Raw genomic sequence first — 11116 nt, forward strand, 5'->3', positions numbered from 1 at the left:
CGCATCGCTGCCGCCCAAATCCCTCGCAATTGCGGGATGAAATGCTTAAGGGAGCGCCCATGCATTTCCTCGACCAGGCCAAGATCTATCTCAAGTCCGGCGCGGGCGGCCCTGGGGCCGTCAGCTTCCGGCGCGAGAAGTATGTCGAATATGGCGGCCCCGACGGCGGTAACGGCGGGAGCGGCGGCGATATCGTGTTCGAGGCGGTGGCGGGCCTCAACACCCTGATCGACTTCCGTTATACCCAGCATTTCAAGGCGCCGCGCGGTGGGCACGGCATGGGCCGCGACCGCACCGGTGCCAGCGCCAAGCCGCTGGTGATCGAGGTTCCGGTCGGTACGCAGATCTTGTCGGAAGACAAGGACGAGGTGCTCGCCGATTTCACCGAGGTCGGGCAGCGTGTCGTTCTGCTCGAAGGCGGCATGGGCGGGCGCGGCAATGCGTCCTACAAGACCTCCACCAACCGCGCCCCGCGCCAGCACCAGCCCGGAATGCCGGGCGAGGAAATGTGGGTCTGGCTGCGCTTGAAGCTGCTGGCCGATGTCGGCCTTGTCGGCCTGCCCAATGCGGGCAAATCGACCTTTATCAACGCGGTCAGCAATGCGCGCGCCAAGGTCGGGGATTATGCCTTCACCACGCTCGTCCCCAAGCTTGGCGTGGTGCGCCACCGGGGGCGCGAATTCGTGCTGGCCGATATTCCGGGCCTGATCGAGGGCGCGGCGGACGGCGCGGGGATCGGTGACCGCTTCCTCGGCCATATCGAGCGGTGCCGGGTGCTGATCCACCTGATCGACATCACCGGCACCGACAAGGCCGACCCGGCCGAGGCGATGCGCATAGTCGAGGAAGAGCTCGCCGCCTATGGCGCCGATCTCGAAAACAAGCCGCGGCTGGTGGCCCTGAACAAGCGCGATCTGGCCGATGCCGAACTGGTCGATGCGTTTCAGGCGGAACTTCTCGCGGCAGGCGCGGACAAGGTATTTGCCGTTTCCGGCGCGACCGGCGAAGGTATTCCGGAACTTCTCGATGCCGTGCTCGCTTACCTACCAGACCGCACCGCTACCGAGACCAAGGCCGCTGCCGTGGAGGAGGTGGACGAGGACAGCGGCAGCGCGGGCGAATGGTCGCCGCTGTGACCCTGGCCTAGCCACGCGCCGCTTGGACAAGAAGTTTTCCGGGGAACCCCATGAGAATCGAGAACCTGCTCGACTTCCGCGATATCGAGAAATGCCCGCGCCTCGTGATCAAGCTTGGCTCGGCGCTCCTGGTGCACGAGGATGGCGAGCTGCGTCACGATTGGCTGCGCAGCGTGGCGAGCGAGATTGCCGGCGCAAGGGAGCGCGGGCAGGAGATCATTGTCGTGTGTTCGGGCGCTGTGGCGCTGGGCGCAGCGATGCTCGGCCTGCCGGGTGGCGGTCGCGAGACGCTGGCCCATGCCCAGGCTGCGGCCTCTGTCGGTCAGGTGTTCCTGATCGCGACATGGGCGCAATTGCTGGCCGAACACGGGTTGGTGGCAGGGCAGATGCTGCTGACGCTTGACGATCTGGAAGGACGGCGGCGCTATCTCAACGCGTCGGAGACCTTGCGCGAATTGCTGGCGCGCGGGGCGGTGCCGATCATCAACGAGAACGATTCGATTGCCACCTCCGAAATCCGCTTCGGCGATAATGACCGGCTGGCAGCGCGGGTCGCGCAGGCGGCCTCGGCGCAAGGGGTACTGCTGCTGACCGATGTCGAGGGGCTGTACGATCGCGACCCGGCTCATCCCGAGGCCGAATTCCTGCCGGAAGTGCGTGGGGTGACGGAGGAAATCCACCAGATGGCGTCCGGCAAGTCCTCGTCGGGCAAGGGTTCGGGAGGCATGACCTCGAAACTGCTCGCCGCCGAGATCGCCGAACGCACCGGTATCGCGCTCGCCATCATCAAGGGCGTGGACGACCTGCCGATCGCCTGCGCCATGGCCGCGAACCGGGGGACCCTGTTTCTGCCCAAGCGCGACGACAACGCCTGGAAGAGCTGGATCGGGGGGCGCTTGCGGTTCAACGGGTCGATCAGGGTCGATCAGGGCTGTGTCGAGGCGCTGCAGCGCGGCAAGAGCATCCTCGCGGCGGGGATCATCGGGGTGTTCGGTGAATTCGAGCGCGGCGATGTCATCAAGGTCGAAGGCCCGGATGGCAAGATGATTGCCAAGGGCATGATCGAATATGACTGGGACGAGTGCGACGCGATCAAGGGCCTGCGCAGCGAGGAAGTGGCCGAACGGCTCGGCCACCTGCCGCGCGCCTGCGTGATCCACCGCGATCATCTGGTGCTGCTATGAGCCTGCTGGCGATAACCGGCGCCACCGGTTTCGTCGGTAGCGCGGTTCTCGACGCGGCGCTGGCGCAGGGCCATCAGGTGCGCGCGCTGGCCCGCCGCGAGCAGGCGCCTCGCGCAGGGGCCGAATGGGTGCGCGGTGATCTGGACGATGCGGGCGCCCTCGCCGCAATGTGCGAAGGCGCGGATGCTCTGCTCCATGTCGCAGGGCTGACCAACACCCCCGACCCGGCCGAATTCGAGACCGCCAACGTGACCGGCACCGCAAGGGTGATCGAAGCGATGCGGGGCGCCGGCGTGACACGTCTGGTGTTCGTCTCCTCGCTTGCCGCGCGCGAACCGAAGCTGTCGGCCTATGGCGCGTCCAAAGCGCGCGCGGAGACGGTGGTGGAGGCGAGCGGACTCGACTGGACGATCATCCGTCCGCCCGGCGTCTATGGCCCGCGCGACACCGATTATCTCGAGATGTTCCGCACCGCGAAATGGGGCTTCGTGCCGCTGCCGCCGGGCGGGGCGAGCTCTATCATCCATGTCGCCGACCTTGCCGAATTGCTGGTCGCGCTGGCGGTTGGCAATGCCGCGCCGACGAAGAAGAAGGTTTACGAACCCGACGACGGGCGCGAGGGCGGGTGGAGCCACAAGGAGCTGGCACTGGCCATCGGCAAGGCTGTCGGGCGGCCTTCGGTCTTTGCCCCGCACCTGCCCCGCGCCGTGCTCGATCTGGCCGCTGGCGCCGACCGCCTGGTACGCGGCGACCGCGCCAAGCTTACCCCCGACCGGGTGGGCTACATGACGCACCCCAACTGGGTATCGCGCTTCGACCGTGCCGTGCCGCCGGGCATCTGGCAGCCGCGTATCGGGGGCGAGGAGGGGCTGAGGGCGACCGCCGATTGGTACCGGCGCGAGGGATGGCTCTGAACTTCTAGAGAAACGGCTCCTCGCCCGGCTTGTGGATGCCGCATTCGGTCTTGTCCCAGCCCTTCCACCGGCCCGACCGCGGGTCTTCGCCAGGCAGCACCTGCGAGGTGCAGGGAGAACAGCCGATCGAGGGGTAACCCTGCGCGATCAGCGGATGGCGCGGCAGGTCGTGGGCGATGAAATGGGCCTCGATCTGGCTGGCATCCCAGTCGATCAGCGGGTTGATCTTGAGTCGCCCCTGCGCGTCGGAGTTGTCCACTTCAAAGCGCGGCAGATTGGCACGGGTCGAGGACTGGAACGCCTTGCGGCCGGTGAAGCTGGCATCGTATTCGGTCAGTGCCTTTTCCAGCGGGCGCACCTTGCGGATCTCGCAGCAACCGTCGGGATCATAAGACCACCTGAGGCCCGTTTCATCCTTCTTCGCCAGCTCGGCCGGATCGGGGGTCAGCACCACGAGGTTGAGCCCCAGCCGCTCCACAAGGCTGTCGCGATAGGCCAGCGTCTCGGCGAAATGCTTGCCCGTGTCGAGGAACAGCACCGGCACCTTCGGGTCTACCGAAGCGACCAGATGCAGCAGCACCGCGCTTTCCGCGCCGAAGCTGGACACCACCGCGAGATCGCCCGCCAGACGGTCGCCGATCACCGCCTCGAGCATTTCCTGCGTCGAGGAGCCGCGGAACATGCGGTTCAATCGCACCGCATCATGCTCGGTAAAGCGCGGGGCGAGGTTCAGCTCATCGCGGGTGCGGTCCGTGCCGGGGGTGGCGGCGTCAGGCTTCATGGCGTTTGTCCGCAATGGTGCGGCGCGCATCGGCGGCGCGCTGGTAGACGTTCGCCCAGGTCGCAAAGGCGCGGGCAGCGTCCTCTTCGTCGAGGCGCTTGTCGGGGGCGAAGCTGTCGAACCCGCAGCGGCGCATGTGGCTAAGCTGGTCGACACCTACATCGCCCACAGCGCGAAGTTCGCCGGTATAGCCGGCCTCGCGCAGGATGCGGGCAGCCGAATAGCCGCGTCCGTCGTTGAAGGCGGGAAAGTTGATCTCCACCAGCGCTAGGCGATCGAGGAAAGGAAGCAGCAGGCGTGCATCATCGCCCGGCTCGATCCGCACGGCGGTGGCGTTGGTCTGGTCGCAGCAGGCATCGACCGTGACCGTGCCGTGGTCGACGATCTCGTCCTCGCGGAAACGGAATTGCACTTCATCGGGGCTGGTGCCGATATCTTCAGCCATAAAGCGCCTCCTTGAACGGCTCCATCCCGATGCGGCGATAGGTATCGAGGAAGCGTTCGCCCTCGGCGCGTGACGCAAGGTAGACGTCGGTCACCTTTTCGACTGCGGCGATCACGCCGTCCTCGTCGAAGCCGGGGCCAGTGATCTTGGCGAGGCTGACGTCCTCCGCCTCCGATCCGCCGAGCGAGAGCTGGTAGTTCTCCACCCCTTTCTTGTCGACGCCCAGGATGCCGATATGGCCTGCATGGTGGTGCCCGCAGGCATTGATGCAGCCGGAAATCTTGAGCTTCAACTCGCCCACGACCTCGGTGCGTCCGGTTTCGGCAAAACGTTCCGAAATGCGCTGGGCAAGCGGGATCGAGCGGGCGTTGGCGAGGCTGCAGTAATCAAGCCCCGGGCAGGCGATGATGTCCTCGATCGTATCCATGTTGGGGGCGGCCAGACCTGCCGCATCCAGCGCGCTCCACACCGCGTGCAAGTCTGCGATCCGCACATGGGGCAGCAGCAGGTTCTGCGTGTGCATCACCCGCAGCTCGTCGAAGGAATATTGCTTCGCGAGGCGCGCCACGACCCGCATCTGTTCGGCGGTGGCATCGCCGGGAATCCCGCCTGCGGGCTTCAGGCTGATGACGGCGGAGACATAGGCATCATGCTTGTGGCGGTGGGTATTGCGATCCACCCAGAGCGCGAAATCGGGGTCGGAGCGATCGACGGTCTTGGGGCCATCGATGAACGCAGGATCGGCGAAGTGCGCGGCAATCCGGGCCAGTTCCTCGCGCGGGGGTTCGACGCCGACCGACAACAGGTGCGCGAATTCCTCTTCAACCTGACGGGTGTATTCCGCCGCGCCCAGTTCGTGGACGAGGATCTTGATGCGCGCCTTGTACTTGTTGTCGCGCCGGCCATAGCGGTTGTAGACCCGAAGGCAGGCCTCGGCATAGGTGATGAAGTGCTCGATCGGCACGAAGTCGCGGATCAGCGGCGCAATCATCGGCGTGCGGCCCATGCCGCCGCCGGCATAGAACTGCGCGCCCACTTCGCCCCCAGAGTCATTGGCACGCTTGACGATCCGCACGCCGATATCGTGCAGGCGCATCGCCGCGCGGTCTTTATCCGACGCGATCACCGCGATCTTGAACTTGCGGGGGAGGTAGGTGAACTCCGGATGGAAGCTCGACCACTGGCGCATCAGCTCGGCATAGGGGCGCGGGTCCACGACCTCGTCCGCTGCCGCGCCCGCGAAGTGATCGCTGCTGATGTTGCGAATGCAATTGCCGCTGGTCTGGATCGCGTGCATCTCGACCTTGGCGAGATCGGCGAGGATATCGGCCGCGTCCTCCAGCCTGATCCAGTTGTACTGGATGTTCTGGCGGGTGGTGAAGTGGCCGTAGCCGCGGTCATATCTCTCAGCGATGTCGGCCAGCATTTCCAGCTGGCGGCTGTCCAGCGTGCCATAGGGAATGGCGACGCGCAGCATATAGGCGTGAAGCTGGAGATAGAGCCCGTTCATCAGCCGCAGCGGCTTGAACTGGTCTTCGGTGAGCTTGCCTTCCAGCCGGCGGCGGGCCTGGTCGCGGAATTCGGCGACGCGGGCATCGACCATGGCCTGGTCGTATAAGTCATACTTGTACATCAGATCACCCAGTCCCAGCCGGTCTTGTCGGCCGTCGGCACGGCAAGGTCGCGCCGCACCGTCGGGCCCAATGCGCGCACCCGGTCCTTGATATGCGCGGGGCGCACATGGCCGTCTGCATCGATGCTCGCCTCGATAGCGTAGGGCACGTTCACCCGGCGCGCGGCTTCCTCGCGGGCGAGGATTTCCGCGGCGTCTTCGCCCACGTCCACCGCATCGTCGACGAACAGCGACCAGCCGGAGCCGTTCCACCATACCACCGCGCCCGAACGCAGGTCATTGCCGGTGAGGATCTTCATCGCGCGGCAACCTGTGCGAAGGCGGCCACCGCCACGTCCTCGCGCGCGGTCACGTCGCCGATGACGATCAGCGCGGGACTTTTCACAGCCTCGCGCTCGACCAGATCGGGCAGGCCGGCGAGCAAGCCCCGCAGGACCCGCATCTCCGGGCGCGCGGCGTTTTCGATCACGGCGAGCGCCATGTCGGGCGCGAGGCCATCGGCCATCAGCTTCTCGGCAATCAGGGGTGCGCTGGAAACACCCATGTAGATCACCAAGGTGCGACCCTTGCCGGCGAGCCCCGACCAGTCCTGTTCGGACAGACCCTTGCACTGGCCCGCGACAAAGCTGACGATGCTCGATGCCTCGCGGTGGGTAAGAGCGATTTGCGCTGCGGCGGCTGCGCCGTTGGCAGCGGAGATGCCGGGGACGACCTCGACCGGAACGCCCGCCTCGCGCGCGGCCTCGGCTTCCTCGCCGCCGCGTCCGAAGATGAAGGGATCGCCGCCTTTCAATCGCACCACGTCGCGGCCTGCCAATGCCTCGCGCACAAGCAGGGCGTTGATGTCCTCCTGCGGCAGGGTGTGGCGGGCGCGGCTCTTGGCGACCGAGATCAGGCGCGCATCGGGGTGTGCCAGCGCGAGGATCCCGGCGCCGACCAGTCCATCATGTACGATCACCTCGGCGCGCTCGATCAGGCGGGCGGCGCGCAGGGTGAGCAGGTCCGCCGGACCCGGCCCCGCGCCGACAAGAAAGATGGTGCCGCTGTTCTGCATGACGCCGCAGATGGGCCAGAGCGCCCTTGCGTGCCAGCGAGAATGCTTTGCCCTGCTGCAAGCAGAGCTATTGCGCCTCGTCCTCGCCCTTTGACCGTCCCCGTTCCAGCGCCGCGATCAGGCGGTCGAGCTGCTGGCCCTGTTTCAGGTGCAGGTCGCGTTGCGGGAAGGGGATCTCGACCCCGTGTTCATGGAACAATTGCCAGACCCGCTTGAGCACGTCGGAGCGGATATTGGAGAGGCCTTCCTCGGGGTCCTCGATCCAGAAGCGCACTTCGAAATCGACCGAATTATCGCCGAAACCCATGATGTTGACCCGCGCTCGCGGCTGCTTGAGCACGCGCTTGGTCTCGTCCACCGCCTGATAGAGCAGGCGTTCGACCAGATCGAGATCGCTGTTGTACGAGACCCCCACCGGCGCCTTCACCCGCACCTCTTTCGAGGAATAGGACCAGTTGACCACCTGGTTGATCATCAGGGTCTCGTTGGGGATCAGATATTCGGTCTTGTCGCGGGTGACGACCGAGATCGCGCGGATGCCGATCTTGCGGATCTGGCCGAAGCTTTCCTGCCCGGCCTGATCGGTCAGGCTGATGACATCGCCCGGCTTGATCGACTTGTCGAGCAGCAGGATGATCCCCGAAATCAGGTTGCCGAAGGTCTTTTGCAAGCCGAACCCGATGGCAAGGCCGAAGGCGCCGGAGAACACTGCCAGCGCGGTCAGGTCGATGCCCAGCAGGTCGACGCCGAGGAAGAAGGTGACGACCCAGATCACGATGGTCACGATCTTCTCGGCCAGCACCCGCTGCGTCCCGTCGAGCGCGGTCAGGCGGCGCAGCGCGGCATGGGTCAGACGGGTGGCAAGCCATGCCGCGGTCAGCAGCAGCAGCACCGCCACAAGGCCGAACAGCACGTCGAAAGCCGAAATCCGCCAGCTGCCGACCGCCAGCGCCCAGCTGTCGAGCTCCTCGACGATCGCGGCGATGGTCGTGTTCTGGGAGGCAAGTTCCTCGATCGCGCCTTCGGAACCCGACACGACGTTCCGGGGCGGTGCAGGCCGGCTCATGGGGCGGTGCTCCGTGCGAGGGCTTGCGCGAGATCGGCGATCAGGTCGTCCGCATCCTCGAGCCCGATGGCAAGGCGGATTGCGGGACCGGGGGTGTCGGGGCTGGTCATGATGCTGCGATAGTCCTTCGGCGCGATCGCCAGCGCAAGGCTTTCATAGCCGCCCCAGCTGTAACCGATACCGAACAGCTCAAGGCTGTCGACCACCCGCGCGGCGGCGGTGCGATCCTCGCTCGCCAGCACGAAGCCGAACAAGCCGCAGCCGCCGGTGAAATCGCGCTGCCACAGCGCATGGCCGGGATCGGAGGGAAGCATCGGGCACAGCACCCGCGCGACCCCGGGCTGCGTTTCCAGCCACTGCGCGATCCTGAGCGCCGAGCGGGTCTGCGCTTCCAGCCGCACGCCCATGGTGCGCAATCCGCGCGCGGCAAGCGCGGCATCGTCGGGCGAGACCACCTGCCCCAGTTCCTGAGCGGTGCGCCGGAGAGCAGTGTACCAGCGCTTGCCCGCGCTGGCCGAGCCCATCATCAGGTCGGAATGGCCGCCGACGTGCTTCGACAGGCTCATCGTCACGATGTCGCAGCCATGTTCGAGCGCGGCAAAACCGAGCGGGCTGGCCCAGGTGTTGTCGATCATGCTGACCGCGCCGTGCTCGCGGGCGATGGCGGCGAGCGCAGGGACATCGCAGACCTCGAAAGTGAGGCTGCCGGGGCTTTCGAGCCACACCGCCCTGACCGGATCGGCAAACAGCGCGGCATAGGCATCCAGATCGAGCGGGTCGAAGAAGTCGGTCGTCACGCCCATGCGCGCGAGCAGCCCCGTCGCCATGCTGCGCGAGGGATCATAGGCATTGTCGGCCATCAACAGCCGGTCACCGGGTTTGAGGACAGCGAGCATGCAGCCTGCAATCGCCGCCACCCCGCTGGGATAGAGCACGGTGCCGTGGGCGCCCGGCTCGATCTGCGTCAGCGCCTCTGCCAGCGCCCACTGGGTCGGCGCGCCGCGCCGCCCGTAGAAGAACTGCCCGTCGGTGTTGGTCCTGCCCGCCTCGCGCCGCTCGGCATCGCTTTCGTAAAGATGGGTCGAAGCGCGCCACACCGGCGGATTGACCACCGGTCCGGTCCATTCGCGGCGCCTGCCGCCGCGGACGAGCCGGGTGGCAGGCTTGCGGGTGCTGTCGTCGCCGCCGCCGCTCATGCCTGCGCCCCCTGTTCTGGCCCTTGCGCCTTGGGCGTGGCGGGGTCCGCGCCCCATTCGCTCCAGCTGCCGTCATACAGCGCGGTATCGTGCTTGCCGGCAAGGTGGAGGGCGAACAGCAGCACGCTCGCCGTCACGCCGCTGCCGCAGGTGGTGGTCACCGGGCGGGCGAGATCGACGCCCGCACCCTCGAAGGCGGCGCGGATCGCTTCGGGGGAAAGGAACGTGCCGTCCCGCGCGAACAGATCGGTATAGGGCAGGTTGAGGCTCCCCGGGATGCGCCCCATCGGCAGGCCGTGGACCGGATCGGTGCCGGTGCCGAACACCCGGTCGGCGCTGCGCGCGTCGATCACCTGTTCGGCGTGGGTTTCAAGATTGGCAAGCATCGCCGCCTTGTCGCGTACGCCTTTTGGGGGGGCGAGGTTTGCGGGAAGGGCGGCGAGGGCTTGCTGCGGCACGCCGCCTTCCAGCGCCCGGCCTTCTTCCCTCCACTTCGCCAGCCCGCCATCGAGGATCGCGACTGTCTCCCAGCCGCTTGCCGCCAGCATGAACCATGCCCGGGCCGCGGTCTTCACCGCGCTGTCATCATAAAGCACGATCCGACCGCCGGGCGCGATGTCCAGTCCGGCGAGATGCGCGGCAAGCTGGTCGGGGCGGGGCAGGGCCTGCGGGGTGGGCGATGTTTCGTCCACCAGCGCCGCCAGATCGAGAAACCGCGCGCCCGGAATATGGGCCGCGGCGAATTCGGCCCGAGGATCGCGCCCTGCAGCGGGCAGGTGGCGCGAGGCATCGAGCACGGCAAGGCCCGGCTCGTGCAGATGCGCGGCCAGCCACGCGGTCGAAACAAGGCTCGGGAAATCAGCACTCATGCGCCAAGGCCTAGCCTGCCTGCGCCGCGCCGCCAAGGGTAGCGGCTGATCAGCCTGCAGGAGCGGTGATCGCCCGCGCCTTGAGATCGGGAAGCGAGCCCGGCGGCATATCGAGCAGGAGCGGCTGGACCCGGCCCTCGCTGCCCGGACCTGGCGTGCCGACCACGAAGCTGCGCGCAATCGCCTGCTGGCCTTCCCCTTCAATCGTAACGTGAACCAGCGGAATGAACAGCGGCGTCCGGCCCTGCATGATCGGTGCGACTTCTGCAAAGGGCATCTGCACTTCGCCGCTGATTACCTGGCTCTGGTGCGGGCCGATGCGCGCGATGCGGGCAAGGCCGCGCGCGGCGGCAAGCGGGGCGGCATTGTTCTGGCCGCGCTGGGCGCAGGCAAGTTGAACCGCCACGCCGAGATCATTGACCGCGCGCTCCGTGCGATTGGCGAGGGTCAGGCGGTATTGCAGCGTGACCATCATCACGCTGCGCGTGGCACCGGTGATGTCGAGCGCCACGTCGATCCGCGGCGGAGCGGGCGGCGCGTCAGCCTGCGTTTCGGGCGGGGGTGCGGCAAGGCGCAATACCCGCGGCTTGCGGCGGCGCCATGCGACCAGTCCGGCAAGCGCCAGCGCCAGCAGCGCAGCCGCGCCTGCCAGCCAGCGCCAGTCGAGCACCGGCTCGCCCAGCGCCAGGGATGCGGGGCCAGGGGTGGTTTCGGGCAGTGCAACCGGCGCGGCGGGTGTTTCCAGGGCGCCGAAGCCGGGCTCGGGCGCGGGTGTGACGGCAGCTTCCTGTGCGGCAGGCGCGGCGGTGGTCGCAGTTGCCGCGGGCACGGGCGTTGC

Annotated in this window: 11 protein-coding genes and 1 pseudogene; 3 read left to right on the forward strand and 9 right to left on the reverse strand. The window is 67.1% G+C overall.

The genetic code is table 11. The features are described 5' to 3' along the window. Positions 1 to 59 precede the first annotated feature (59 nt). From cgtA to I603_RS13385, 3 genes are read left to right on the forward strand one after another with little or no spacing between them, the layout of a single operon-like run. On the forward strand, positions 60 to 1136 hold the full coding sequence (gene cgtA, locus I603_RS13375) for an Obg family GTPase CgtA (protein WP_068865713.1): 1077 nt from the start codon (positions 60 to 62) through the stop codon (positions 1134 to 1136). Positions 1137 to 1186: 50 nt separating this feature from the next. Continuing rightward, complete coding sequence (gene proB / locus I603_RS13380) at positions 1187 to 2320, forward strand: glutamate 5-kinase (RefSeq protein WP_068865714.1); 1134 nt, start codon at positions 1187 to 1189, stop codon at positions 2318 to 2320. Continuing rightward, positions 2317 to 3234, forward strand: coding sequence for an NAD-dependent epimerase/dehydratase family protein (locus I603_RS13385; protein ID WP_068865715.1), 918 nt, complete (start codon positions 2317 to 2319; stop codon positions 3232 to 3234). The genes proB and I603_RS13385 overlap by 4 nt, the downstream gene beginning before the upstream one ends. Positions 3235 to 3238: 4 nt before the next feature. Here the strand turns inward: I603_RS13385 and I603_RS13390 are convergent, their stop codons facing one another. The 9 genes and pseudogenes from I603_RS13390 to I603_RS14760 all read right to left on the reverse strand — a co-directional run. Beyond that, positions 3239 to 4015, reverse strand: a complete 777-nt coding sequence (locus I603_RS13390) for a phosphoadenylyl-sulfate reductase (RefSeq protein WP_068865716.1) — start codon at positions 4013 to 4015, stop codon at positions 3239 to 3241. After that, entirely contained in the window at positions 4005 to 4460 is a 456-nt protein-coding gene (locus tag I603_RS13395) for a DUF934 domain-containing protein (RefSeq protein WP_068865717.1), read from the reverse strand. Before I603_RS13395 ends, I603_RS13390 begins: the two co-directional genes overlap by 11 nt. Then, a complete protein-coding gene (locus I603_RS13400; protein WP_068865718.1) occupies positions 4453 to 6093 on the reverse strand; it encodes a nitrite/sulfite reductase in 1641 nt (546 codons plus the stop codon). The genes I603_RS13395 and I603_RS13400 overlap by 8 nt, the downstream gene beginning before the upstream one ends. After that, complete coding sequence (locus I603_RS13405) at positions 6093 to 6392, reverse strand: DUF2849 domain-containing protein (protein WP_068865719.1); 300 nt, start codon at positions 6390 to 6392, stop codon at positions 6093 to 6095. The genes I603_RS13400 and I603_RS13405 overlap by 1 nt, the downstream gene beginning before the upstream one ends. Further along, positions 6389 to 7147, reverse strand: a complete 759-nt coding sequence (gene cobA / locus I603_RS13410; protein ID WP_068865720.1) for a uroporphyrinogen-III C-methyltransferase — start codon at positions 7145 to 7147, stop codon at positions 6389 to 6391. Before cobA ends, I603_RS13405 begins: the two co-directional genes overlap by 4 nt. A 67-nt stretch (positions 7148 to 7214) precedes the next feature. After that, the gene (locus I603_RS13415) at positions 7215 to 8213 is read right to left on the reverse strand and encodes a mechanosensitive ion channel family protein (RefSeq protein ID WP_068865721.1); all 999 of its coding nucleotides are present in this window, start codon (positions 8211 to 8213) and stop codon (positions 7215 to 7217) included. Then, positions 8210 to 9409 carry a cystathionine beta-lyase gene (gene metC / locus I603_RS13420; protein ID WP_068865722.1) on the reverse strand — a complete coding sequence of 400 codons (1200 nt, stop codon included), beginning with the start codon at positions 9407 to 9409 and terminating at the stop codon, positions 8210 to 8212. Before metC ends, I603_RS13415 begins: the two co-directional genes overlap by 4 nt. Beyond that, positions 9406 to 10278 (reverse strand): sulfurtransferase, encoded by an 873-nt coding sequence (locus tag I603_RS13425; RefSeq protein WP_068865723.1) that lies wholly within the window; start codon positions 10276 to 10278, stop codon positions 9406 to 9408. Before I603_RS13425 ends, metC begins: the two co-directional genes overlap by 4 nt. Before the next feature lie 49 nt (positions 10279 to 10327). Next, positions 10328 to 11116 (reverse strand): annotated as a pseudogene (locus tag I603_RS14760) (hypothetical protein); the annotation flags it as partial.

This window comes from Erythrobacter dokdonensis DSW-74, from assembly GCF_001677335.1.
Taxonomy (GTDB): domain Bacteria; phylum Pseudomonadota; class Alphaproteobacteria; order Sphingomonadales; family Sphingomonadaceae; genus Erythrobacter; species Erythrobacter dokdonensis.

Coding starts and splice junctions, on each gene's coding strand:
- cgtA (WP_068865713.1), top strand. CDS start 60: ATGCATTTCCTCGACCAGGCCAAGATCTATCTCAAGTCCGGCGCGGGC.
- proB (WP_068865714.1), top strand. CDS start 1,187: ATGAGAATCGAGAACCTGCTCGACTTCCGCGATATCGAGAAATGCCCG.
- I603_RS13385 (WP_068865715.1), top strand. CDS start 2,317: ATGAGCCTGCTGGCGATAACCGGCGCCACCGGTTTCGTCGGTAGCGCG.
- I603_RS13390 (WP_068865716.1), bottom strand. CDS start 4,015: ATGAAGCCTGACGCCGCCACCCCCGGCACGGACCGCACCCGCGATGAG.
- I603_RS13395 (WP_068865717.1), bottom strand. CDS start 4,460: ATGGCTGAAGATATCGGCACCAGCCCCGATGAAGTGCAATTCCGTTTC.
- I603_RS13400 (WP_068865718.1), bottom strand. CDS start 6,093: ATGTACAAGTATGACTTATACGACCAGGCCATGGTCGATGCCCGCGTC.
- I603_RS13405 (WP_068865719.1), bottom strand. CDS start 6,392: ATGAAGATCCTCACCGGCAATGACCTGCGTTCGGGCGCGGTGGTATGG.
- cobA (WP_068865720.1), bottom strand. CDS start 7,147: ATGCAGAACAGCGGCACCATCTTTCTTGTCGGCGCGGGGCCGGGTCCG.
- I603_RS13415 (WP_068865721.1), bottom strand. CDS start 8,213: ATGAGCCGGCCTGCACCGCCCCGGAACGTCGTGTCGGGTTCCGAAGGC.
- metC (WP_068865722.1), bottom strand. CDS start 9,409: ATGAGCGGCGGCGGCGACGACAGCACCCGCAAGCCTGCCACCCGGCTC.
- I603_RS13425 (WP_068865723.1), bottom strand. CDS start 10,278: ATGAGTGCTGATTTCCCGAGCCTTGTTTCGACCGCGTGGCTGGCCGCG.